This is a genomic window from Variovorax ginsengisoli, from assembly GCF_030811835.1.
Classification (GTDB): domain Bacteria; phylum Pseudomonadota; class Gammaproteobacteria; order Burkholderiales; family Burkholderiaceae_C; genus Variovorax; species Variovorax ginsengisoli_C.
Genome location: NZ_JAUSRO010000019.1, coordinates 18,527 through 41,802, shown reverse-complemented (window position 1 = coordinate 41,802; position 23,276 = coordinate 18,527). Strand labels below are relative to the sequence as shown.

The 23,276-nt window shown below is 67.2% G+C and carries 25 protein-coding genes; 11 read left to right on the top strand and 14 right to left on the bottom strand.

All coding sequences use genetic code 11. The annotated features are described in order from the left end of the window. The first annotated feature begins 77 nt into the window (after positions 1 to 77). Genes J2W36_RS23840 through J2W36_RS23810 form a run of 7 tightly spaced genes read left to right on the top strand, consistent with a single transcriptional unit; the run spans position 78 to position 5,932 of the window. Positions 78 to 896, top strand: coding sequence for an ABC transporter substrate-binding protein (locus J2W36_RS23840; RefSeq protein ID WP_307692332.1), 819 nt, complete (start codon positions 78 to 80; stop codon positions 894 to 896). After that, the gene (locus J2W36_RS23835; protein WP_307692265.1) at positions 893 to 1,879 is read left to right on the top strand and encodes a FecCD family ABC transporter permease; all 987 of its coding nucleotides are present in this window, start codon (positions 893 to 895) and stop codon (positions 1,877 to 1,879) included. The genes J2W36_RS23840 and J2W36_RS23835 overlap by 4 nt, the downstream gene beginning before the upstream one ends. Further along, entirely contained in the window at positions 1,876 to 2,670 is a 795-nt protein-coding gene (locus J2W36_RS23830) for an ABC transporter ATP-binding protein (protein WP_307692264.1), read from the top strand. The genes J2W36_RS23835 and J2W36_RS23830 overlap by 4 nt, the downstream gene beginning before the upstream one ends. A 34-nt stretch (positions 2,671 to 2,704) precedes the next feature. Further along, positions 2,705 to 3,274, top strand: a complete 570-nt coding sequence (gene cobO / locus J2W36_RS23825; RefSeq protein WP_307692263.1) for a cob(I)yrinic acid a,c-diamide adenosyltransferase — start codon at positions 2,705 to 2,707, stop codon at positions 3,272 to 3,274. Then, the gene (bluB, locus tag J2W36_RS23820; RefSeq protein ID WP_307692262.1) at positions 3,271 to 3,948 is read left to right on the top strand and encodes a 5,6-dimethylbenzimidazole synthase; all 678 of its coding nucleotides are present in this window, start codon (positions 3,271 to 3,273) and stop codon (positions 3,946 to 3,948) included. Before cobO ends, bluB begins: the two co-directional genes overlap by 4 nt. Continuing rightward, positions 3,945 to 4,928, top strand: coding sequence for an adenosylcobinamide-phosphate synthase CbiB (cbiB, locus tag J2W36_RS23815; RefSeq protein ID WP_307692261.1), 984 nt, complete (start codon positions 3,945 to 3,947; stop codon positions 4,926 to 4,928). The genes bluB and cbiB overlap by 4 nt, the downstream gene beginning before the upstream one ends. Continuing rightward, positions 4,928 to 5,932 (top strand): aminotransferase class I/II-fold pyridoxal phosphate-dependent enzyme, encoded by a 1,005-nt coding sequence (locus J2W36_RS23810; protein ID WP_307692260.1) that lies wholly within the window; start codon positions 4,928 to 4,930, stop codon positions 5,930 to 5,932. The genes cbiB and J2W36_RS23810 overlap by 1 nt, the downstream gene beginning before the upstream one ends. A gap of 31 nt (positions 5,933 to 5,963) precedes the next feature. Here J2W36_RS23810 and J2W36_RS23805 read toward each other — a convergent pair whose 3' ends face one another. Further along, on the bottom strand, positions 5,964 to 6,185 hold the full coding sequence (locus J2W36_RS23805; RefSeq protein ID WP_307692259.1) for a hypothetical protein: 222 nt from the start codon (positions 6,183 to 6,185) through the stop codon (positions 5,964 to 5,966). Between the two features lie 182 nt (positions 6,186 to 6,367). On the opposite strand from J2W36_RS23805, the gene J2W36_RS23800 reads away from it, so the two are divergent. After that, a complete protein-coding gene (locus J2W36_RS23800; RefSeq protein ID WP_307692258.1) occupies positions 6,368 to 6,973 on the top strand; it encodes a hypothetical protein in 606 nt (201 codons plus the stop codon). On the opposite strand, the gene J2W36_RS23795 is transcribed toward J2W36_RS23800, so the two are convergent. From J2W36_RS23795 to J2W36_RS23770, 6 genes are all read right to left on the bottom strand, one after another. Beyond that, the gene (locus J2W36_RS23795; RefSeq protein WP_307692257.1) at positions 6,949 to 8,043 is read right to left on the bottom strand and encodes a GNAT family N-acetyltransferase; all 1,095 of its coding nucleotides are present in this window, start codon (positions 8,041 to 8,043) and stop codon (positions 6,949 to 6,951) included. The two genes, J2W36_RS23800 and J2W36_RS23795, sit on opposite strands and share 25 nt — an antisense overlap. Positions 8,044 to 8,398: 355 nt before the next feature. Then, positions 8,399 to 8,938, bottom strand: a complete 540-nt coding sequence (locus J2W36_RS23790) for a CinA family protein (RefSeq protein ID WP_307692256.1) — start codon at positions 8,936 to 8,938, stop codon at positions 8,399 to 8,401. Between the two features lie 75 nt (positions 8,939 to 9,013). Continuing rightward, the gene (locus J2W36_RS23785) at positions 9,014 to 9,820 is read right to left on the bottom strand and encodes a PPK2 family polyphosphate kinase (protein ID WP_307692331.1); all 807 of its coding nucleotides are present in this window, start codon (positions 9,818 to 9,820) and stop codon (positions 9,014 to 9,016) included. Between the two features lie 126 nt (positions 9,821 to 9,946). After that, entirely contained in the window at positions 9,947 to 10,402 is a 456-nt protein-coding gene (locus J2W36_RS23780) for an RNA-binding S4 domain-containing protein (protein ID WP_307692255.1), read from the bottom strand. A 2-nt stretch (positions 10,403 to 10,404) separates the two neighbouring features. Then, positions 10,405 to 11,838: a sensor histidine kinase gene (locus J2W36_RS23775; RefSeq protein ID WP_307692254.1), complete on the bottom strand. Its 1,434-nt coding sequence runs from the start codon at positions 11,836 to 11,838 to the stop codon at positions 10,405 to 10,407. After that, positions 11,835 to 12,518, bottom strand: coding sequence for a response regulator transcription factor (locus J2W36_RS23770; RefSeq protein ID WP_307692253.1), 684 nt, complete (start codon positions 12,516 to 12,518; stop codon positions 11,835 to 11,837). The genes J2W36_RS23775 and J2W36_RS23770 overlap by 4 nt, the downstream gene beginning before the upstream one ends. Before the next feature lie 114 nt (positions 12,519 to 12,632). Here J2W36_RS23770 and J2W36_RS23765 point away from each other — a divergent pair, with 114 nt between their 5' ends. From J2W36_RS23765 to J2W36_RS23755, 3 genes are all read left to right on the top strand, one after another. Further along, positions 12,633 to 13,592: a Bug family tripartite tricarboxylate transporter substrate binding protein gene (locus J2W36_RS23765; RefSeq protein ID WP_307692252.1), complete on the top strand. Its 960-nt coding sequence runs from the start codon at positions 12,633 to 12,635 to the stop codon at positions 13,590 to 13,592. Positions 13,593 to 13,704: 112 nt separating this feature from the next. After that, complete coding sequence (locus J2W36_RS23760; RefSeq protein ID WP_307692251.1) at positions 13,705 to 14,250, top strand: tripartite tricarboxylate transporter TctB family protein; 546 nt, start codon at positions 13,705 to 13,707, stop codon at positions 14,248 to 14,250. A gap of 1 nt (position 14,251) precedes the next feature. Continuing rightward, positions 14,252 to 15,775, top strand: coding sequence for a tripartite tricarboxylate transporter permease (locus J2W36_RS23755; protein WP_307692250.1), 1,524 nt, complete (start codon positions 14,252 to 14,254; stop codon positions 15,773 to 15,775). A gap of 13 nt (positions 15,776 to 15,788) precedes the next feature. On the opposite strand, the gene J2W36_RS23750 is transcribed toward J2W36_RS23755, so the two are convergent. From J2W36_RS23750 to J2W36_RS23720, 7 genes are read right to left on the bottom strand one after another with little or no spacing between them, the layout of a single operon-like run. After that, positions 15,789 to 17,579 carry a T6SS phospholipase effector Tle1-like catalytic domain-containing protein gene (locus J2W36_RS23750; protein ID WP_307692249.1) on the bottom strand — a complete coding sequence of 597 codons (1,791 nt, stop codon included), beginning with the start codon at positions 17,577 to 17,579 and terminating at the stop codon, positions 15,789 to 15,791. Between the two features lie 24 nt (positions 17,580 to 17,603). After that, positions 17,604 to 18,227: a DUF3304 domain-containing protein gene (locus J2W36_RS23745; protein ID WP_307692248.1), complete on the bottom strand. Its 624-nt coding sequence runs from the start codon at positions 18,225 to 18,227 to the stop codon at positions 17,604 to 17,606. 24 nt (positions 18,228 to 18,251) lie between these two features. Beyond that, positions 18,252 to 18,872, bottom strand: coding sequence for a DUF3304 domain-containing protein (locus J2W36_RS23740; RefSeq protein ID WP_307692247.1), 621 nt, complete (start codon positions 18,870 to 18,872; stop codon positions 18,252 to 18,254). A gap of 24 nt (positions 18,873 to 18,896) precedes the next feature. Further along, positions 18,897 to 19,517 carry a DUF3304 domain-containing protein gene (locus J2W36_RS23735; protein ID WP_307692246.1) on the bottom strand — a complete coding sequence of 207 codons (621 nt, stop codon included), beginning with the start codon at positions 19,515 to 19,517 and terminating at the stop codon, positions 18,897 to 18,899. 36 nt (positions 19,518 to 19,553) lie between these two features. Further along, positions 19,554 to 19,817 (bottom strand): PAAR domain-containing protein, encoded by a 264-nt coding sequence (locus tag J2W36_RS23730; RefSeq protein WP_307692245.1) that lies wholly within the window; start codon positions 19,815 to 19,817, stop codon positions 19,554 to 19,556. Positions 19,818 to 19,877: 60 nt separating this feature from the next. Beyond that, positions 19,878 to 20,600: a DUF4123 domain-containing protein gene (locus J2W36_RS23725; RefSeq protein ID WP_307692244.1), complete on the bottom strand. Its 723-nt coding sequence runs from the start codon at positions 20,598 to 20,600 to the stop codon at positions 19,878 to 19,880. A gap of 12 nt (positions 20,601 to 20,612) precedes the next feature. Further along, positions 20,613 to 23,234, bottom strand: coding sequence for a type VI secretion system Vgr family protein (locus J2W36_RS23720; RefSeq protein WP_307692243.1), 2,622 nt, complete (start codon positions 23,232 to 23,234; stop codon positions 20,613 to 20,615). Positions 23,235 to 23,276: the final 42 nt, after the last annotated feature.

Genomic DNA, 23,276 nt, shown 5'->3' with positions numbered 1-23,276 from the left:
ACCGCCGCGCGACACCGGTGCGCGCCCTTGCGTGGCGATGGCGTTTACTCGCCGCTGCCGCATGCGTGCTGCTCACGATGGCAACGGCGCATGCCGTGGAGGTGACCGACGAACGCGGGGTCACGGTCAGCCTGCCGCAGCCACCGCAACGCATCGTGTCGCTGCTGCCGTCGATCACCGAATCGGTGTGCGCGCTGGGCGCCTGCCCGCGACTGGTGGGCGTCGATCGCTATTCGAATTCGCCGGCCTCGGTGCGCGCACTGCCGCAGGTGGGTGGCGGCATCGACCCGAACGTCGAGGCCATCGTGGCACTGCGGCCCGACGTGGTCCTGTTGGCCAAGTCTTCGCGCGTGATCGAACGGCTCGAAGGACTGGGCCTGAAGGTGCTGGTGCTCGAACCCAAGAACCATGCCGACGTGCAGCGCGTGCTTGTCAAGCTCGGCCAGGTGCTGGGTGCCGACGACGCGTTGCGCGTGTGGCGCACCATCGACGCCAGCGTGTCTGCGGCGGCGCAGTCGCTGCCAGAGCGCGTTCGACGCACGCGCGTGTATTTCGAGGTGAACAATGGTCCCTACGCGGCGGGCGAGAGTTCGTTCATGGGCGAGACGCTCACGCGGCTGGGTGCGAAGAACATCGTGCCCGCGGCGCTCGGGCCGTTCCCCAAGCTCAATCCCGAGTACGTGGTGCGCGCCAATCCCGACCTGATCATGGTGGGCGAGCGCAGCGCCCAGGGGCTGGAGCGACGGCCCGGCTGGGCCGGCATCCGTGCGGTGCGCGAAGGGCGCATCTGCCGTTTCACGGCCGACGAGTCCGACGTGCTGGTGCGCCCCGGTCCGCGCATGGGCGAGGCCGCACGCATCATGGCCAGGTGCCTGGCCGACAAGGCACCGGCGTGACGCAGGCGCGTCGTGCCGTGGGGGTCGGCGGCGCGCTGCTGGCGGTGGCCGTGGCGTTGCTTGCGCTGGGCCTTTGCATCGGCAGCACGGGCTTCGAGAGTGTGCTCGCGGCGCGGCATGACCCGGTCGCGCTGCAGATCGTGTCGGACATCCGGCTGCCGCGCACGCTCGGCGCCTGGCTTGCGGGCGCGCTGCTCGGGCTGGCGGGCGCTGTGGCACAGGGCCTGTTCCGCAATCCGCTGGCCGATCCCTACCTGTTGGGCAGCGCCTCGGGCGCCTCCATGGGCGTGGCGGTCGCGCTGCTGCTGTTCGGCGCTTCGCCTGCGAGCACCGAATGGGTGGTACGGCTGGGCCTGACCGGTGCCGCTTTCGTGGGCGCGGTGCTCGCGGTGTTGCTCACGCTGACGTTGGCGCGCGGTGTGCAGCACACCCTGCGCCTGCTGCTGGCGGGCGTGATCGTGGGTGTGGTGCTCGGCGCGGTGAAGGACCTGATCAGCATCGCCTCGATCGACATCATGCAGGCGCTCACCGGCTTCATGCTGGGCAGCACGGGGCTGGTCGGCTGGAGCGCTTGCGCCGTGATGGCGGCGCTGGGCGGTACCTGCCTGGTGCTGGCCTGGGCGCTCGCGCCGGTGCTCGACGGCCTGGCGCTCGGCGAGGCCACCGCCCGCAGCCTGGGCCTGCCGCTCGGGCGCATGCGCGCCGCGCTGATCGCGGTGCTGGCGCTGGCCACGGGGGCCGCCGTGGCCCAGACCGGCCTGATCGCCTTCGTCGGCCTGGCCTCGCCGCACCTGGTGCGCTCGGTGCTCAAGACCACGCATGCGTGGCTGATCGTCCTGTCGGCACTGATGGGGGGGCTGCTGTTGATGGCCGCCGACCTGGGCGCACGCTGGCTCATCGCGCCGCAGGAATTGCCGGTGGGGGTGCTGACCGCGCTGCTCGGCGGCAGCTACCTGCTGTGGCTCATGCACCGAAAAGCATGAGCCATCGCAACGACCTTCTGCCGCCGCCGGCCCTGCAGGCCACTGGTATTCAGGCGTCCTTGGGCGGTGTGCGCGTGCTGCACGGCATCGACCTGCATCTTGCCGCCGGCTGCTGGACCAGCATCGTCGGCCCCAACGGTGCGGGAAAGTCGACCCTGCTGCGCGTGCTCGCCGGCCTGCTGGGCCACGGCGGCGAGGTGCGGCTGTTCGGCGAGCCGCTGCGCGAACTGCCAGGTCGCGTGCGCGCGCAGCGTCTCGCGTGGCTGGGCCAGGGCGGTGCGGGCGAGGGCAGTGCCGACGACCTGCGCGTAGGGGACGTCGTCATGCTCGGGCGTCTGCCGCATCAGCGCTGGCTGGCCGCGCCGAGCCCGGCGGATCGCGACGCCGTGGAACGCGCGCTGCGCAGCACGCATGCCTGGGACTGGCGCGACCGGACGCTGGGCGAGCTCTCGGGCGGTGAGCGCCAGCGCGTGCTGCTCGCGCGCGCGCTGGCTGTCGAAGCCGAATTGCTGCTGATGGACGAACCGCTGGCCAACCTGGACCCGCCCCATCAGGCCGACTGGATGGCCACCACGCGTTCTCTGGCAGCCGCCGGCGCAACGGTGGTCAGTGTGCTGCACGAGCTGTCGGTGGCACTCGCGGCGGACCAGCTCGTGGTGATGGCCCAGGGGCGCATCGTGCATCACGGCACCTGCGACGATCCAGCCACCCATGCCGCCCTGGAACACGTGTTCGACCAGCGGGTGCGCGTGCACCGCGTGGCCGGCCAGTGGATCGCACTTCCTCGCTGAAACCAATCAACTCTTCCGAACACCCTCCATCCCTATGCAAGTCGAAACCCCGCCCACAGCCAAGCCCTACGAAAAGCCCGAGGGCGAGCGCCGGGGCCTGGTCATCGTCAACACGGGCGACGGCAAAGGCAAGAGCACGGCCGCATTCGGCCTGGCGCTGCGCGCGCATGGCCGCGGCAAGGCGGTGAAGATCTACCAGTTCATGAAGGTGCCCAGCGCGCGCTTCGGTGAGCACCGCATGTTTGAGCAGATCGGCATTCCGATCGAAGGGCTGGGCGACGGCTTCAGCTGGAAGAGCCAGGACCTCGAACGCTCGGCACAGCTCGCCCGCGACGGCTGGGCGCGCGCCAGGAATGCGATTCTGTCGGGCGATCATTTCCTGGTGGTGCTCGACGAAATCACCTATCCGCTGATCTACGGCTGGCTGCCGGTCGACGACGTGCTGGCGGCGCTGCGCGCGCGGCCCAGGGACGTGCATGTGGTACTCACCGGCCGCCGCTGCCCGCCCGAACTCATCGAACTGGCCGACACCGTGACCGAGATGCAGATGGTCAAGCATGCGTTCAAGGCGGGCATTCCGGCGCAGCGCGGGATCGAGGATTGAACGCTGTCCACGCTTTCGCCGATGACGAACGGGAGGCCGTCTACCGCGCCATCCGGGAGCGCCGCGACATGCGCCATTTTTCGGGCGGTGAGGTCGCGCCTGACTTGCTGCGGCGCTTGCTGGAGGCCGCGCACCTTGGGCCGAGCGTGGGCTTCATGCAGCCGTGGCGTTTTCTGCGCGTGCGCGACCGTGCCATGCGCGAGCGCCTTCACGCCCTGGTCGAGGCCGAGCGGCTGCACACCGCGCGCGCTTTGGGTGAGCGCGAGGATGCCTTCATGCGCCTGAAGGTGCAGGGTGTGCTCGATGCAGCCGAGGTGCTGGTCGTGGCCCTGGCCGACGGCCGCGAGCGCCATGTGTTCGGCCGCCGCACTCTGCCTGAGATGGACCTGGCGTCGGCGGCGTGTGCCATCCAGAACCTCTGGCTCGCGGCACGCGCCGAAGGCCTGGGCATGGGCTGGGTCTCGCTTTTCGAACCGGCGGCCCTGGCCGCGTTGATGCAACTTCCCAACGGCGCGGCGCCCATCGCCGTGCTGTGCCTGGGGCCGGTCGACGCGTTCTACGACGAGCCGATGCTGCAGCGCGAGCGATGGGCGCGACGCGAGGCCTTGGCCGGGCTCGTCTTCGACGAGCAATGGGGTCAGCCGTCCGACCTGTTCGCAGGGGCCGCGCAATGAGGGATGCAGCGATGCTGGCGGGCCTGTCCACCTGGGCGGCGCTGTGCATTGCACTGCTCGTCGATCACTGCTGGGGCGAGCCGCCGGCGCGCTGGCATCCGGTGGTTTGGATGGGGCGCTATCTGGGCTGGGCAGGCGCGCGCGTGGCGCCACCGATGGGCCGGCCCTACCGACGTGCACGGGCCTTTGTGGCCGGCATGCTGGCCTGGTGCGTCGGTGCAGGCTGCGTGCTCGCCGTGGCGCTCGGCGTGCAAGGGTTGCTGGTGCAATTGCCGTGGTGGCTGTCAGCGCCCTTGCTGGGCCTGTGCCTCAAGCCGCTGCTGGCCTGGCGCATGCTGCACGCCGAGGTGCTGGCGGTCGAGACGGCGCTGGGGGTGTCGCTGGCCGCCGGCCGGGCGCAGCTGGCGCGGCTGGTGAGCCGCGATGTGGCGGTGCTCAGCGAGGCCGAGGTGCGCGAAAGCGCCATCGAGTCGCTGGCCGAGAACCTCAACGATTCGGTGGTCGCGCCGCTGTTCTGGTTTGTGCTGCTCGGCCTGCCGGGCGCGGCGTTGTACCGCTTCGCGAACACCGCCGACGCGATGTGGGGCTACCTCGGGGAGCGCGGCGGCCGCGACTGGACCTGGGCGGGCAAGTGGACCGCGCGCGTCGACGACGTGCTCTCGTGGCTGCCGGCACGGATGACGGCCGCCGTGCTGTGGATGACCGCACCGCGCGGCCGGGTGGCGCGCCAGGGCTGGCGTCGGCTGCGCCGCGAGGCGCAGCGCACGCCATCGCCCAACAGCGGCTGGCCCATGGCCGCGATGGCACTGCGCCTGGACGTTCGGCTTGGCAAGCCGGGCGTGTACACGCTGCATGCGGCAGGCCGTTCGCCGGTGGCCACCGACAGCGGGGCCGCCGCGCGGCTTGGCCACCGTGTGGTCGCCACCGTCGCGCTGGGTGCGTTGCCGATGCTGCTGGCGTGGCGGCACCTCGCAGGATGATGAACACCCTGCAGCACGGCGGCCCCGATGCCCAGGGCGCGGCACCGCATGACTTCTCGACCAATGGCAACGGCTGCGGCCCGTGTCCCGAGGTGGCGAAGGCGCTGCGGCAGGTGAGTGCGGCGCATTATCCCGATCCACGCTACACGGCGTTGCGTCAACAGCTCGCAGCGTTCCATGCGGTGTCGCCGGCACGTATCGTCATGGCCGCGAGTGCCAGCGAGTTCATTTCGCGGATCACCGCGGCGGTCGCCCGGGTCCGGCCCGGCACGGCGGTGGCATTGCCTCGGCTGAGTTATGGCGACTACGCCCGTGCGGCGCAGGCATGGGGTCTGGCCGCACGCTGCGACGAACCCGTCACTGCAGATGTCGGGCTGGCGTGGCACTGCGAACCGTCGAGTCCTCTCGGGCAATCCGAGGCCGGGTTAGGTACGCGCCTGCGCACGGCGGATCCGTCGGCCGTGCAGGTGATCGACCGTGCCTACGAACCGCTGCGGCTGGACGGCATGGCCGATGTGCCAGACGCCGCGCTGGACACCGTCTGGCAGCTCTGGACGCCCAACAAGGCGCTGGGCCTGACGGGCATCCGTGCAGCCTACGCCATCGCCCCCACGGACGCCGGCGATGCGGTCGAACGGGTCCATGCAATGGCGCCTTCCTGGCCCGTGGGCGCACACGGCGTGGCGCTGCTTGCGAGCTGGGTACAGCCGTCCGTGCAGCGCTGGCTGGACGACAGCCGCACGGTCCTTCGCCACTGGAAGGCGTTGCAACGCAAGCGCTGCGATGACATGGGGTGGCACAGCCTGCCGAGCAACTGCAACTTCTTCGTCGCGGCACCGCCGGTCAAAGATGTGGCACAGCTGGGCGGCAGGCTGCGCGCACACGGGGTCAAGCTGCGTGACACAGCTTCATTCGGCCTGCCGGGGCACGTGAGAATGGCAGTGCTGCATCCAGACTCGCAGCACGCATGGGAAGAGGCGTGGCGGGCGGTGCGAGGCATCTGAATTTCACGCAGGCCAGGGGCCGATCATTTGTTCATCGGCTGCCGTCGGGCTGCTGCGCGTCGGGCGTGGCCGCTGCCTTTTCAGGGGTCTTGTGCTCCCGGTCGCCGGGCTCCTGGAGCTTCTTGTTGCCCACCTCTTTCATCATCGCTTCGCCTTCGACGTCACGGCCATCGTTGGGCACAGCTTCTTCCTGGGTGATTTCGGGTTCGTCGTGCGGCGTCTTGCCGTCACGGATGTTTGTCGGTGTATTCATGCAGTCTCCTGGGATGCTCCTGAGCAATGCTTGACCGTGGGCGACAAACTGGCCTCGCCGCTTCGGGCAATGGCGGCAAAGGGCGTCAGCCGTTGCCTTGTCCGGCTATCGGCAGAGGCCGGCGACGGTGGCGCATCACTACACTTCAACCCTTGAACCTTCTTACTTGCTGAACCACGACAATGGATTTCTTCATCTTGGCGGCCCTGGCCGTCATTGCAGCCTTGGCGCTCAAGGCACGCGACCACCGCGCCCGCATCGTGCTGCTGGCCAGCCACCTGGGCCAATACCAGATCGAGAAGCTCATGGAGAACCTCACGCAGGGGTACCTGCGCTGCCTGGGCGAGGACGACCCGGCGCGCCGCGATCAGATCTGGAACCTGCTGAATTCCACCGAGGACGCGCTGGCCAACCAGTTCCAGAGCTTCGCCGCCGAGTTCTCGCGCACCGACGAACTCTCGACCCGGGTGAGCACGCTGCCGATCGGCTTGCCCTATGCGGCCAAGCTCGCCCCGGCTGCCACCTTCGATCTGCGCAAGGCCTTTGCCATCCACGCACGCGGCATCGCCGACACCGCCAGGAACGCCCGCCAACTCACGCCCAAGCGCAAGGCCTTCACGATGTCGGCCGAACTGTTCCTCATGCAGCACACCTGCCACTGGTACTGCAAGTCCAAAGCGGTGGCGTCGGCACGCATGCTCGCGCGCCACCAGACGCGCTACGACCAACTCATCGATGCGGTCTCGCCCGAGACACGCCAGGCCTACATGGCGCTGGTCGGGCGCTGAGGCGTTCTTGCGCTGTCCTGCCTGCGCGCGAGCGCCGCGCCGAGTGCGTCGCGATCGATCTGGTAGAGCGTGTTCTCCCGGTACACCGCAAAGCCCAGGCGTGTGTTGATCGACAGCATGGGCGCATTCACGTTTGCGTTGTGCGTGATGATGAGGCGCGTCTGCGGGTGGCGGCGTCGCACCAGTGCCAGCATCGCGGCCTTCACGCCCTTGGCCAGGCCCCGGCCTCGCCAGGAGCTCGCGACCGCAGTCAGACCCTGATGCACACGATCAGGCGTGCGGCGGTCCCAGCTGGCGTCGCACATCGCGGCCACCTCGTCGCCGTCGAGCAGCAGCACCAGGAAATGCTCGCCGCCACGACGGTCCATGTCGGCATACCAGCTCTCATAGCCTTCCAGTTCGTAGCGGATGCGAGGCATCTCGAGGCTGCCCAGCGGCTGTTCGTTGATGAGGTGAGAGAACGGTGCCATGAGCGAGGCCAGACGTGCCATCGGCACCCGGCCGGCATGCACCTCCCAACGTAACCCGTTCGACGGCGTGGCAGCAGTGGCTTCCCAGTGCGCGAGCAGGGGGGCGTCGAGCTGATCGAACGACAGGCGGTTTTCCATCATCCGGTGCTTCTGCGTCGCGCCCAGCATGCGAAGGAATGCGTTCGAGGCGTCGTGGTGCACCTTGAAGGTGGCGGTCGTCTGCGCAGCGTCGGTCATGAAGGCATGCGCCGTCTGCAGCAGCGCGGTCGCCACGCCGCGGCGGCGGTGAGTCGTCAGGACGCCGCCGAACACGTCGACGAAGGGCGCGAACGCCGCATGGTCGGGCGTGTTCTCGCGGCGGTGGCAGAGGATCATGTTGCCGGCGAGCACGCCCCGCTCGCTCGCAATGAAGCGGTGGCTGGCGGCCAGCGGCGAGGAGGTGCGCAGCACCTCCTCGAACTCGGGGTCGTCGAGAAGAGGGTCGTCTGGGAGGTCCTCGGCATGGCGTGCGCGTCGGAACGCGTGGTACGCCGCCCATTGCGCGGCGGAGGCGCGATCGGGATCGAAGACGCTGACCTCGATGAGGTGGGAATCGGTCATGGATGCCTTGAGAAAAAGCAAGCGCCCCGCGTGCTGCCCGCACGGGGCGCCGCTGCGCTTCAAAAAAAAAGGGTTCGAAAGGGCGGGCGGCAGGCCGGAAACCGGTGCCGCACAACGCCACGCCGCGGCGTGCGGCGTCGGATCGTCAGGCAGTCAGGGAAGGATCAGCCGCGCGGACCGATGCCGGGCCGTAGGCCGGCAATGGGGCCGATGACCATCACCACGCGCTGCCCGAGGGTGGCGGTAGGGGAGTTTTGCGAGTGCATGCGACACCTCCTGCGTGTGATGGTGGGAACTCGCCATCGTAGCGAGCACTTTTGACGCTGTGAAGCGATGCCGTGTCGCGGGCGCAACGTCACGGTGCGGCTTCAAAAACGTCCGACGCTTCCTGGGCGTGCAGGGTCTGATCAAACAGTGCGAGCAGATGGCGCGCGAAGAGGTCCATGTTCATGGGGCGATCCTGTAGCCCTGTCTCGACGGTCTGCACGGCCGTCCGCGCGCCCGCGATGGCCAGGCACACGCGGCCGGGCACGTCGCCGTACGGACTGGGCGAAGGCCCGGCCGCACCGCTTTCGGCGATGCCCCAGGTGGCGCGATGCACGTCGCGCGTGCGGCCGGCAATGAGCGCCGCATAGGGTTCGGTCTCGCCGCGCAGGCCGGTCATGTCTTGCGGCGTCAGGCCGAGCAGGGCCTTGCCGGCACGCCGGGTATAAATGACGGCTCCGCCGACGAAGTAGGCCGATGCGCCGGGGATGGCGAGCAGCGCGGCGCAGACGAGTCCGCCGGCCGACGATTCGGCCACGGCGACTTTTTGCCCGCGCTCGCGCAGCGTGGTGGCAACGCGCAAGGCCAGTTCGGTGAGCGTGGGAAGTTCGTGGGAGCGCAAGGGTTGCATGGCAGCATTCTCGCGCTACGGCTCCTGCGCGGTCGAGGCGCTCAGCAACGACTGCATGCCGATCTCTTTAGCCGATCAAGTCACGACCAGCGCTTCCAGTGCCGGGTCGGATGGCGGCACGCGCAAATCCATCCTGTCCAGTGTCTTGACGAGCAGGCGGGCGATCATGAGATTGCGATGCATCTTGCTGTCTGCCGGAATGACGTACCACGGGGCGTCGCGGGTGGAGGTTGCACGCAGCGCCTTCTCGTAGGCTGCCTGGTAGGGAACCCATTTCTTACGGACGTCCAGATCGCCCATGCTGAATTTCCATTGCTTGCCCGGTGTGTCGACGCGCTCCTGCAACCGTTGACGCTGTACCTCTGGGCTGATGTGGAGCATGCATTTGACGATGACCGTGCCTGTCTCTGTCAGCAGGCGCTCGAAGTCGTTGATCTGCGCGTAGCGGCGCCGGGTCTGGGCCTTGTCGATCCACCCCTCGACCACCGGGACCAGCACGTCTTCGTAGTGGCTGCGGTTCCAGACGGTCAACTCGCCCGCGCGGGGCACCACGGCATGGCAGCGCCAGAGGAAGTCGCGGGCGCGTTCTTCTTCGGTAGGCGCCTTGAAGGCGGCGACCCGCACGCCCAGCGGTGAGGTCCGGGAGAACACCCAGCGTATCGTGCCGTCCTTGCCGCTGGTGTCCATGCCCTGCAATACCAGCAGCACCTTGCGCTGGCCTGCGGCGTGCAGCAGGTTCTGCAGTTTGTCGAGCTCGATGGCCAGGGCGTCGAGTTGGCGGGCCTGCTGCGCTTCGGTGCCTTCGAGAAAGGGCGTGGCGGCGGGGTTGCAACGGTCCAGCTTGAACTTGTCGCCGACGCGGTACTTCTTGAAGCTGGACATGATGGGTAGGCTCACGAATTAGTTAGGCTCACGAATGGTAGCTTTCTACCGTAGTGCTGCCTGCTCCAGGCGGTTGTCGGATTCAACCGCGACGCCCTGCGGGCGCAACACCCTGTGAGCTGCGAATCAGCGTTCGTCCGCGTCGACGGACGCGCTCCATCGGTTGTCCCATTCGCCTGTGCCTGCGCCTGTACCGCCCGACGTGCCGCGCCTTGCCGCATCGAGATCGCGCCGGTTGCGCTTGGTCGGCCGGCCGGTGTCGATGCTCAGTGCCGGCTCGCTGCCCATCTTGCGCAGCTCCCTTGCGGCCTGTTGCGCGGCGATGCTGTCGGGCGTTTCCTCGTAGAGCTGCTGGGCCACGGGCGCCGGACCGCGCTGGCCGCTTACACCGCGCACCACCACCGTGCGAAGCACCACGCCATGGCGCAGGGCCACGGTGTCACCCGCCTTGACCTCGCGCGAGGCCTTGGCGATGTCGCCATTGACCTGCACCCGGTTCTTGCCGATTTCCTCGGCCGCCAGCGATCGGGTCTTGTAGAAGCGTGCGGCCCACAGCCACTTGTCGATGCGCAAACGATCCATCGTCATCCTTGTTCGAGTGGCAGCCGCACCGTTGCGTCGAGCCCGGTGACGCGGCCTGCCGAGACCCGATTGTCCAGCGAGATGCTGCCACCGAGCGCACGCACGATTTCGCGGCAGATCGCCAGTCCCAGCCCGGAGCCGCTGCGTGTGTCTCCCGCGGCGAAGGGCGCGAACAGCCGTTGGCGCAGCGACGACGAGATGCCGGGGCCTTCATCGCTCAGGCGCAATTGCGCCATGCCATCGTCCACCCGCACCTCGACGAGCAGTGCGCCGCCCGGCGGGCTGTGCTTGATGGCGTTGTGCAGCAGGTTGCGAGCGAGTTCCTGCAGCATCCACTGGTGGGCATTCACGTGTGTTGGCGTGGCGTCGAGCTCGAAGTCGAGCGCCTTGTCGGCGATCAGCGGGGAAATGTCGAGAGCGATCTCGCGCACGATGCTGCCGAAGTCGAGCACCTGCGACTCGGGTTGTTGGCGCAGTTGCTCGACCTTGGCGAGCGACAGCATCTGGTTGGCCAGCAGCGTCGCGCGCTGGACCGTGTCGTCGATCTCTCGCAGCGCCTGGTCAGGCGGCACGTCGCCGCGGCGCGCCGACTGTACTTGCGCCTTGAGCACGGCCAGTGGCGTGCGCAATTGGTGCGCGCTGTCGCGCACGAAGCGCTTCTGGTGATCGAGCAGGCCCTGCAGGCGGCCCATGACACGGGTGGTGGCGTCGATGAGCGGGCGCAACTCGCGCGGCGCGTCGGGCGCGTCGATGGGCGACAGGTCGTCGGGCGCGCGCGCCTCGATCGCCTCGCCCAGTGCGCGCACCGGCCGTGTGGCGCGTTGCACCACCAGCGTGGTGACGCCCGCGATCACGGCCAGTAGCACGAGCTGGCGCCAGAGCATGTCGATCAGCAACTGACGCGCCAGCGTCTCCCGCAGCTCCAGCGTTTCGGCCACCTGCACCACCGCCATGCCGCGCCCCCGGGAGCTGGCCACCGGCTGGAGCAGCACGGTCATGCGCACCGGCTGGCCGCGAAACTCCGCGTCATAGAAATCGACCAGCGCTGCGTAGGGCGGCCGGTTGGGCAGCCTGCCGCGCCAGAACGGCAGCTCGGCGTAGCCCGAGACCATGTCGCCGCTCTGCGCGGACACGCGGTAGAACATGCGACTTTTGTTGTCGGCCTCGAAGGCTTCGAGCGCGGAGTAGGGCACCACGGCGCGCAATCGCGCCGCGTCGTCGTAGCCCTCCACGTCGAGCTGCTCGCCGATGGTCTTGGCCGAGGCGAGCAGGGTGCGGTCGTAGGCGGTGGTGGCTGCAGCCAGGCTCTGCCGGTACAGGCTCACGCTGTTGATCACGATGAAAAGCGCCACTGGCGCCAGGATGCCCAGCAGCAACCGCGTGCGCAGCGAAGCGCCTGCCCCCAGGCCCAACAGGCCCGCAGCCTTCAGCGTCATGCAGCGTCTTCTCGCAGCAGGTAGCCGAGCCCGCGCAACGTCATCAGCGAGGCGCCGGTGCCGGCGAGTTTCTTGCGCAGCCGGTACACCACCACTTCGACCGCCTCGTACTGGACGTCGGTCTCGCCCGGGAACACCAGTTCGAAAAGCCGTTCCTTGCTCACCGCATGGCCCGGTTTGGTCATCAGCGCCTTGAGGAGCGCCAACTCGCGTGGCGTGAGGTCGAGCACGTCGGCGCGGTGATAGATGGCGCCGCTGTCGACCGCATAGCGCAATCCGCCGACGTCCTTGGGGCCGGGCGGTGGCTCGCCATCGATGGGCTGGTGGCGCCGGCGAAGCGCACGGATGCGCGCTTCCAGCTCGTCGAGGTCGAAGGGCTTGGGCAGGTAGTCGTCGGCACCGGCATTCAGCCCGACGATGCGGTCGCCCACCGTGCCGCGCGCGGTCAGCAGCAGCACCGGTGTGCGCAGGCCGGCGGCGCGGGCCTGGGCCAGTACCTGCAGGCCGTCGAGGTTCGGCAGGCTCAGGTCGAGCGCCACCACGTCGGGCTCGATGGCACGCCACTGCGCCAGCGCCAGGGCGCCGTCGCCGCACACGCGCACGTCGATGCGCCGGCGCCCGAGCGTGCGCTGCAGCGTGGTCTGCATGGTGGGGTCGTCTTCGACAAGCAGCAGCTTCATGAATCAGGGTTCGGTGTTTACCCCAGTGTGCAGGACAGCCAACTGACAGCGAGGCGGCGCATCATAGCGGCGTTCAGCTTCCGATCAGCTTACCTTGGTAATAGGAGACAACCCATGCGTCGCGATACCTTCCTGAAGTCCCTGGCCGCACTCGCCGCCACCGGTGCCCTGCCGCTTTCGGCCTGGGCCGCCGCCAACGTCAAGATGATGGTACCCGCCAACCCGGGCGGCGGTTGGGACACCACCGGCCGCGCGCTGGGCAAGGCCCTCGTCGACGCGAAGGTCGCCGACACGGTCACCTACGACAACAAGGGCGGCGCTGCCGGTGCGCTGGGCCTGGCCCAGTTCGTCAACGGCTCCAAGGGCGACCCGAACGCGCTGATGGTCATGGGCGCGGTCATGCTGGGCGGCATCATCACCGGCAAGCCACCGGTCAAGCTCGAATCGGCCACGCCGATCGCCCGCATCACCAGCGAATACAACGTGTTCGTGCTGCCCACCAACTCGCCCTTCAAGACGATGAAGGACGTGGTCGATCAGCTCAAGAAGGACCCGGGCAGTGTGAAGTGGGGCGGCGGTTCGCGCGGTGCCACCGAGCACATTGCCGCGGCCATGATCGCGCAGAAGGTGGGCGCCGACCCATCGAAGATCAACTACGTGGCCTTCCGTGGCGGCGGTGAAGCCACGGCGGCCATCCTGGGCGGCAACGTGAGCATCGGCGGCAGCGGCTACAGCGAGTTCGCCGAGTACATTGCCGCGGGCAAGATGCGCGCCATCGCGGTGACCTCGGCCCAGCGCCTGCCCGGCGTCGACGTGCCGACGCTCAAGGAGCAGGGCATCGACGTGGAAATCGGCAACTGGCGCGGCGTGTACGGCGCGCCCGGCATCAGCGCAGACCAGCGCAAGGCGCTGACCGACATGGTGCTCGCGGCGCTCAAGAGCCCGAGCTGGGCCGACGCCGTGAAGAAGAACGACTGGACCCCCGCCGTGCTGACCGGCCCGGCCTTCGACAAGTTCGTCGAGGACGAGTTCGCGTCGCTGCGCGCCACGATGGCCAAGTCCGGAATGATCTGATCGGGCCCTGCGCTGCGAGAGCTTTCGAAAGCAAGACCACCGTGGGTCCGGCGTGCCGGCGCCGCGGTGTTTTCGCAAGGGCCACCGTGTCCGTCTTCCCTGGAATCAAACGATGACAACAACAAGTTCTATCTCTCCTGACGAGGCGGACGCAAAGGCCGCGGCGGTCTGGCCGCAGACCCTCGTTGGCGTCGGCGTGCTGCTGACGGGCCTGGGCCTGGCGTATGGCGCCCTCGACATTTCGTCCGACGCCGGCTACGGCGGTGTCGGCCCCAATTTCCTGCCCTGGCTCACAGCCATCGTGCTGATGATCTGCGGCGTCTTCATCCTGTGGGAGGCGCGCAGCGGCGGCTTCCGCGAACTCGATCCTCCGACCGGCGCCGACCGCGCCTACTGGCCGGGCTTCGTCTGGGTGTCGGCCGGTTTGCTGATCAACGCGGCCGTCATCACCTCGCTGGGCTTCATCCTGAGCTGCACACTGTGCTACGTGATGGCCGTGCAGGGCCTGCGCCGCGCGACCGGCCAGCCGTCGGGCGCGCCGCGCACCTGGCTCATCGACATCGTGACCGGGCTGCTGATTTCGGCGCCCGTGTTCTGGACCTTCACCCAATTCCTGGCCATCAACCTGCCGGGCCTGACTTCCACAGGGTGGTTCTGACATGGACATCTTCAACGCACTCATGGTCGGCTTCGGCGCGGCCATCACCCCTGTCAACCTGCTCTGGTGCCTGGTTGGCTGCGCGCTCGGCACCGCCGTCGGCGTGCTGCCGGGCATCGGCCCGGCCGTGGCCGTGGCCATGCTGCTGCCCATCACCGCCAAGGTCGACGTCACGGCCTCGATGATCTTCTTCTCGGGCATCTACTACGGCGCCATGTACGGCGGCTCGACCACCTCCATCCTGCTGAACACGCCCGGCGAGACGGCCAGCATGGTCACGGCGATGGAAGGCAACAAGATGGCCAAGAGCGGGCGGGCCGGGGCGGCGCTGGCCACTGCGGCCATCGGCTCCTTCGTCGCCGGCACCATCGCAACGGTCATCGTCACGCTGTTCGCGCCGTTCGTGGCCGAGTTCGCGGTCAAGCTCGGCCCGCCCGAGTACTTCCTGCTGATGCTGCTGGCCTTCACCACGGTGAGCGCCGTGCTCGGCAAGAGCACGCTGCGCGGCATGACGGCCTTGTTCGTCGGGCTGGCTGCGGGCTGCGTCGGCCTCGACCAGATCTCCGGACAGGGGCGCTACACCGGTGGCATCCCGGAAATGCTGGACGGTATCGAGATCGTGCTGGTGGCCGTGGGCCTGTTCGCCGTGGCCGAAGTGCTCTACGCCGTGCTGTACGAAGGCAAAGTCGTCGAAGGCCAGAACAAGCTCAGCCGCGTGCACATGACAAAGCGCGACTGGAAGCGATCCATTCCGGCCTGGCTGCGCGGCACCGCGATCGGCACGCCCTTCGGCTGCATTCCGGCCGGCGGCACCGAAATCCCGACCTTCCTGAGCTATGCGATGGAAAAGAAGCTCGCCAAGGACAAGGATGCCAAGGCCGAGTTCGGCACCACCGGCGCCATCGAAGGCGTGGCCGGCCCGGAGGCCGCCAACAACGCCACGGTCACCGCCGCGCTGATCCCGCTGCTGACGCTGGGCATCCCCACCAGCAACACCACGGCCATCCTGCTGGGCGCGTTCCAGAACTACGGCATCCAGCCCGGCCCGCAGCTTTTCACCACCTCGGCCGCGCTGGTCTGGGCGCTGATCGCCTCGCTCTACATCGGCAACGTGATGCTGCTGGTGCTGAACCTGCCGATGGTCGGCCTGTGGGTCAAGCTGCTGAAGATCCCCAAGCCCCAGCTCTACGCCGGCATCCTGATCTTCGCGACGGTGGGTGCCTACGGCATGCGCCAGAGCGCCTTCGACCTGTTCCTGCTGTACGCCATCGGCGTGCTGGGCGTGGTGATGCGTCGTTTCGACTTCCCGACCGCACCCGTGGTGGTCGGCATGATCCTCGGCCCGCTGGCCGAAGCGCAGCTGCGCAACGCCATGTCGATCGGCGAGGGCAGTGCGCTGGTGTTCTTCCAGCGCCCGATGTCGATTGCCCTGGTGATCGTGGTGCTGTGCGTGCTGGTGCTGCCACGGGTGGCCAAGCGCATGAGCGAGCGAAAGATGCAGCGGCTGGCGCAGCTCGACGCCTGATCCACCGACCTGCCTAGGCCACGCGGCGGTCCTCGTCCCCGGCCCGGCGCAGCGCATTGAGCTGCTCGTCGGAGCCGCAGTACAAGCCGCGCCAGCGCACGTAGCGTTGCCCTTCGGACGCGAGGTGCATGAGGTTGCCGCCATGATTGACAAACTTGCCGATGAACCCGGCATAGGAGTCGTGCACCCATTCGTCGAAGAAGGTGCCGATATCACTTTCGAGCCGCAGCGTCTTCATGCGCTCGAAAATCTCGGGCGCGTGCGCGCTGAAGCCGTTGCGGGTGTCCTTCTCGCTCATGAAGTCCAGCAGCGGTGCGCGCGTGGAGAGCATGCGAACCTGCTCGCCGAAGAGCTTCTCGCCTCGAAGGTAGTAGTCCAGGCCCGGCCCCCCGCGCGTGCGAGCGCGCCTCACGCTGGGGAGCTTCTCGAAGCCGTTCTGCCGGTTCACCTGGTAGCGCCAGGCCAGGTAGCGCAGGCCGTGCTCGCGCAGCGCATCGCGCGCGTTGAGGCCCGATGCCACGCCGCAGCGCTGGAAGTAGCGCTCGACCGCCGTGCGCACGAAGGGCGTGCCCGTTCGGTCGCTGGCCATGGCGAAGCGTTCGGAGAGTCGGGCTTTATCACCCGCCTCTGAATTGAACTCGATCCAGGGAATTGCCTCGTGCGATTTGCAGGTCTCCAAGGCCGCCGCATGCATGGCATTGAGCGACCACTGCGAGAGCTTGCGGCTGTCGTCGGGCTCGAAGCGCAAGCCGCCGCCCATGCTCAGGGTCACGCGCGGGTCGATCAGGCGCTCGATGCCACCCTTTCCCTGTTCGCCCGCGTCGTAGCCGCCACCCACGTCGCTGTGCACACCGGGGCAGAAGTGCTCCTGGCAATTGGGCGGCAGTACACCTTCCAGCCCACCGACGCTGTCGCTGGGGAAGTTGGTGCGCAGCTCGTGCAGCCCGAGGTAGTGCACACAGTTCTTCACCTCCGGATGAATGCGCAGATCCTGCGCCGTGGCCCAGGCGCCGTGGCCGTGGCTGCCGATCGCATCGGTCAGGCCGATGGAAGAGACGGTGTCGAAGACCCCGAGCATGCGCACATAGCTGGGCACGCCGAAGAGCTCGCCGTGACTGAGCATGAGCTGGTGCAGCCAGCTGGTGAAGACGCGTGCCTGGGCGGCGCCACGGCTAAAGCCGAACACGTCCAGGTAGATGGCCGAGACGCGCGGCCGGGTGGCACGCGCCAGGAGCTGCTGGCGCAGCTCTGCGGCAATGCCGGTGATGAACTGGCGGCGCTCGGGCGGCGCGCCGACCAGCCCTTGAGAAAGACCCAGGTCGGCGAGGATTTTCTGGGGTGCGGTCAGGCGCTGGGGGGTGGCGCTGGCGGAGTCGGCGGGCACGCGGGTGTCGGAGCAGAGGGCGGCGAGGACGGGTCCCTCAAAGCGCAAGCTGCCGTTCACAAACCGATGTACCGAGTTGATGACCTGCAGCAACCCATAAACGATCCGAGCCTCGCCACCGGCACCGAAGGGTGACCCCATGGCGGGGAAAGTCTTTTCGCCGATTTCGGTGAAGGGCGTTCCGACGCCAGAGACATAGTTCGCGTAGAACCCCTCGTCGTCGTTGTCCTTGTAGGCCTCCCAAAGCCGCACGATATTGGTGTTGGTGAGCTTGGTCGCCTCGGTGTTTTTGTTGTTGTCGGTACCGTCGAAGAACAGGCCGATGTTGAGGGCGAACTCGCACTCGTGTGCGCGCGAGATGGGCAATGGTTTCGGGCAGACGACGGCAGCGGGTTCGATGATGGTCTTGAAATCGCTCATTGTTAGGACTCCCTGGGTTGCTTGTTATTTCTTGGTGCTGTTGTCAGTCGGCAGTGCCGGCTTCTCGTCGGGCAGCGGCGCATACGGCGGTGCGGGTCCAAAGGGGAATTTGGGGCCGGGGTACCGCGGTGATTCGGGGCATGGACTCGCATACCAGAGCTCGACCTTATGACCTGGCAAGAAGTGAGCGAACAAGCCACATCCCCCTTCCCCCGGTTGCACCGCAAAGTGAATGGGCACGGTGGCTTCGTGTTCCTCTACGATGCAACGGGCGTCCGGGTCCACCTTGCGGTGGTTGACGTACTGGATATGGCTGATATCGCAGGTCTCCCACTTGACCGTGACGATGACCGGCTTGGTGACGGTGCGCGCCAGCAGGACGCAGCAACTGGTCTTTCCGCCACCCCCCCAGCCGCTGTTGTTGCCGCCGTGGAAACCGTTGATGGAGTATTCGGGGATGCCGATCATTGCGCCGTAGTGGCCGACGGCTGAGACGGTCACTCCCACCTTGTCCTGGTCGGGCACCAGGTCGTTGCCATGAAGCGCGCAGGCGCTCAGCAGTGCTGCCACGGAAAGGGCGCCAAGCAGACGGACAGCCCAGTGCTGCAATCGGTGCCTGAGGTCGATGATGGTCTTGAAATCGCTCATTGTTAGGACTCCCTGGGTTGCTTGTTATTTCTTGGTGCTGTTGTCAGTCGGCAGTGCCGGCTTCTCGTCGGGCAGCGGCGCATAGGGTGGCGCGGGGCCAAATGGAAACTTGGGGCCCGGGTACTCAGCGCTGGTAGGCCCCTGCCGCGTATACCAAACCTCCACTTTGTGACCGGGCAGGAAGTGAACCTTTAAGCCGGCACCTTCCCCCGGCTGCACCGCAAAGTGAATGGGCACGGTGGCTTCGTGTCCCTCTAGGGTGCAACGGGCGTCCGGGTCCACCTTGCGATGGTTGACGTACTGGATATGGCTGATATCGCAGGTCTCCCACTTGACCGTGACGATGACCGGCTTGGTGACGGTGCGCGGCAGCAGGACGCAGCATGCTGTACTGCCACCGCCGCCCCAGCCGCTGTTGTTGCCGCCGTGGAAGCCGTTGATGGAGTACTCGGGGATGCCGATCATTGCGCCGTAGTGCCCGATGGCGGTCACGGGCACTCCCACCTTGTCCTGGTCGGGCACTAGGTCGTTGCCGTGAAGCGCGCAGGCGCTCTGCAGCGCTGCTATCGATAGGACTCCAAGCAGCCGGACTGCCCAGTGTTGCAATCGGCGCCTGAGGTCGGTGATGGTCTTGAAATCGCTCACTGTTAGGACTCCCTGGGTTGCTTGTTATTTCTTGGTGCTGTTGTCAGTCGGCAGTGCCGGCTTCTCGTCGGGCAGCGGCGCATAGGGTGGCGCGGGTCCAAACGGGAACTTGGGACCGGGATAAAGAGTGCTGCCGGGACCTGGCCATGACACCCACACCTCGACCTTGTGACCCGGTAGAAAGTGCACGTACAGACCGGAACTGTCCCCCGGAGGAACCGCAAAGTGAATGGGCACGGTGGCTTCGTGTTCCTCTATGGTGCAACGGGCGTCCGGGTCCACCTTGCGGTGGTTGACGTACTTGATATGGCTGATGTCACAGGTCTCCCACTTGACCGTGACGATGACCGGCTTGGTGACGGTGCGCGGCAGCAGGACGCAACAAGCGATGCTGCCGCCACCACCCCAGCCGCTGTTGTTGCCGCCGTGGAAGCCATCGATGGAGTATTCGGGGATGCCGATCATTGCGCCGTAGTGCCCGATGGCGGTCACGGGCACCCCCACCTTGTCCTGGTCGGGTACCAGGTCGTTGCCGTGAAGCGCGCAGGCGCTCAGCAGTGCTGCCATGGAAAGGGCGCCAAGCAGCCGGACGGCCCAGTGTTGCAATCGGCGCCTGAGACTGGCTATCGTTTTGAATCGGTTCATGGGTGGACCTCCCTGGGTGGCTCGCTGTGTCTCGGTTCAGCCGACAAAGGACGCGATGAGGCGGGCTCCGCACGCCGTCAGGTCGCCCTCGTAGGCGATGGTCCGGCCGTGGTGCCTTCGCCCGGAACTCGAAGGCAGGATGGCAAAGTCGCCCTTGCAGCGCGGGCACCAGACGAGGCAGCCCTCGCCGGCGACCGGCCTGTCGTGGACGCGCAGGCCCTCGAAGGCCGTCTTCACGGTGCCGCCGTGGTCGGTGGTGTCGGCCAGCCGGATCACGCTGCGGTTGTGTTCGTCGCGCATATCAGCGGTCTCCGTCAAGGCCGTCGGCACCGACCGACCCCATCCGCATCGGCTCATGCTTCATCGCTTGGCCCTCTGGTTGGCGAAGGCGCGCCGGCCCAGTTCGAGGAGTTGGCCGCGATCCTTGCCGCCGCCGGCTCGCCAGTGTTCGACGCACTGGCTGGCCAGGGCGAAATACCGTTGAATGTCAGCAGGTGGGGTGGCCTCGGGCGACTTGCCGAGCAACGCCAGCAGTGCGTCGGCTTCTCCGGCATCGATCAGCCGTTCAATCTGGTCGGCGTTCAGGTGCCATATCGACGAGGGCGTCTGGCGCGCATGCCGCGTTTCGTCAAGTGACAACTGCACCTGCTTTCCCGTCCGGTCGTGGATGCTCCAGCGCTGGATGGGGGCGGTCAAGGCATCCCATTGATCCGCGCTCAATACCTGGGGCAGGTAGGCCAGCACGCGGCAGTCCGCGATGCGCAGTCCGTAGGTCTCACCTTGGTCGTCGCTGAAATGGATGAAACGACGCAGATGCTCGGCCAGTTCCTTCAGCCCAAGTTCGGAGTCGATCACCGACATATGAAGTCGCAAGGGAAAGGCCGCGACGACCCGGTGCGCCTCAGACACCCAAGCCGGCAGGCTGTTGATGCGCTCGGTGTCCAGCAGCAGCGGCCCGGCAAGCCTCTGCGCTTCGTGCGGCATGAGCGCGGCCAGCCACTCGGCGTCGGGCGCCTTGAAGACCTGCCGCGTGCTGACCGTGCCGTAAGCCATGGCACCGTCGACCAGGACAAAGTTTTTCATGATGGAGGTGCCTCAGAAGCGGGTGATGGCGCTGCCGGCCTTGGCGGCTTTCAGCATGCAGGGAATGCACACGCTGCGAGGCAGTTCAGGCAGCAGCGGCGCCGCGGACTTGGGCCCGAAGGTCTGGTGGTCACCCGCCCACACATGACTCACGCCGGTGGTCCAGATCTGGACACCTTTCCTCGTGATTTCGAACCGCGTGCCCTCGACTTCGAGGGAGATTCCCTTTTCGGCCTTGATCCGGGTCCAGTCGGTGGTGCTGGTGACTTCGACCCCCTTCTGGGCGATCAGCTCGATGTTGTCGTCCTGCGCCTGCACCTGCACCGGGCCCTTGGCTGCAACGATGCGGATGCCCAGGTTCTGGGCAAAAAGGCGTATCGCATCCATCGCGCTTCCGAGCAGGCTCTTGGCGCTGCTCAAGCTGGTGTGCCCTGCGCTGGTCGCGGCAATATGCTGACCCGCGGCAAGCTGAAGCGTGCCGGCCGCCGTGGCGCCGATGCCTGCCGCGCTGGCAAGCACCAGATGGGGCGCGGCCAGTTCCGGGAAGCCAGTGCTGGCACTGTCCGCGCCGGCCGTGCCCTTGATGGTCTGGTTCTGGGCGTTCAACTGGCCGGCGACTTCGGCCTGGTCGGTGTTGTCTTCCTGCGCATGGTGATGCCGCGCAAGTGCTGCCAGCGTCTCGTGGTGATCGTGTGCGCGTTCCAGTCGATGGACGGTCTCGCCCATGTCGGTCGTGTGGTTGCGCGCCCGTTCGCGCGCTTCCGTCGTGAGCAGCATGCCCGCCTTGGCTCGCACGGCACCATGTCCGTCGGAGCGAAGCTCGAAGCCTTCGCCCCGTGGTTCCTGACGACCCGCGTTGTTCTCGATGCGGCTGATGTCGCCGAGCGAGAGTTGGCTGTGCTGGTGGTCGCTCTTGAGCTGTGCCTGGATGCTGCCAGATGTGTCATCGAAGATCAGGTGGTTGCTGCGCCCGGCAGCGCTGTTGCCGCCACCGGGTTTCAATTCGCGCGAGCGAAAGCCGCTGAGCGCCTGTTGGCCGGGCAGCTCCCACGGCGGCAGGTTGTGCTGGTTGAAGACCCGCCCTGTGACCATCGGCAAGTCCGGGTCACCGCCGAGAAAACTGACGATGACCTCCTGGCCGACCCGCGGCAGGTGCATGGCGCCCGCCTGGTTGCCTGCCCACTCGCTGGACACGCGCACCCAGCACGAGCTGCGATGGTCCTTTTCGCCATAGCGGTCCCAGTGGAACTGGATCTTGACGCGACCGAATTCGTCGGTGTAGATGTTGTTCGGGACACCTTGCGAATCGCTGGCCCCGACCACCAGTGCGGTCTCCGGGCTGTGCTGGCGCGGCTTGGGAATACTGAACTCGGGCCGCAACGGCTGGCGCGCGGGTTGGGCTTCGAATCGCAGCTGGACACGCCATTGCTGGGCTGCCGCCCCATCGCCCTGCGCGCCCTGTGCAGTGGGTGCCGCCGATGAGGTCATTTGTGAGACCGCCGCGACATCCTCGATCAGCAGTTCCGTGTCGATGGCGACATAGTCGCCGTTGGCCAGCTCCTGCGGGTGCCCCTTCAGCCGGAAGGTGTGGCCCGGCAAAAGGCCGCGCAACTCGCCTGCGCCTTGCGCGCGCAGGCCATGTTGGCGCATCGCCTCCATGCGCAGGTGCGCGAGCAGTTCGCCCTGCGACTCGGTCTGGTTGGCATCGGCCAGTCGGCCGGCATTGGGCTGGCTGTAGTCGCTGCCGTCGTCCGCACGCCAGCGAAAGATGTCCTGCCCGGACTGGCCCGTGTCCCGCGGCGAGCGCACGCGCGCGGCCAGGAGCGCTCGGGGGCGGGTGTAGTCGAAATCCCGGCTCTCGTAGCTCCCGCTGGTGAGCGTGTCGGTGACGGTGAACTCGGTGACGAACTCTTCGTCGATCTGGTTGCGACCGTCATGGAATCGCAGCTCCCGATACGCTTCGCTCGGGCTTTCCACAAACGCACCGTTGTTGTCGCTGAGTACGAGGCGATGCTTGCCCTCGCTGTGCTCGAAGTGAAAGTTGATGCCCCATTCCTGGCAAAGGCGCATCAGGAAGTCGGCATCGGTCTCGTTGAGTTGCGTCTGGGTCTCGCGCTCCGGGTACTGCGTGCCAAATCGCTTCTCGGCAGGAAACGAATAGTCCGCGAGGACCTCGTCCAGGATCTCGACCACCGTCTTGTTGTGGAAGATCTTGCAATCGGAGGTGCGGGTCGCGAGGTGCAGCCATGGGCGCAGAACAAATTCGTAGAAAGCGTGCCGCCCGGCTATCTTGACGAAACGGGCGCTGTCGACGAGACCGGTGATCTCGCGCGTTCCGGCACCGAGGGAGCCCGTCTCGGACCCGACCGCGCCCACGACATAGGTGCCGCTGCCCTCGAGTTCGATGTGAACCGTGAGCTCTCGGCCGACGAACTCGTTGAGTTTGAAGTTGGCCGCAAGAAACGGGCTGAAACTTCGGCTGTCGGGGGTTTTCAGGAGCAGGCGGTACTCGAACAGCCTGTTGACGCCTTCGCGTCCCTCCAATCGGACAGGCAGCAGTGCAGGCTGCCCTTGCCATTGCGGCAGTGCCGCGCCTTCCACGCGCAGCGCGCGTGCGTTGACATCCATACGCATCGTTTTGCCTCCCTGAAAGCACAGTCTGGCACGCGATCTGGT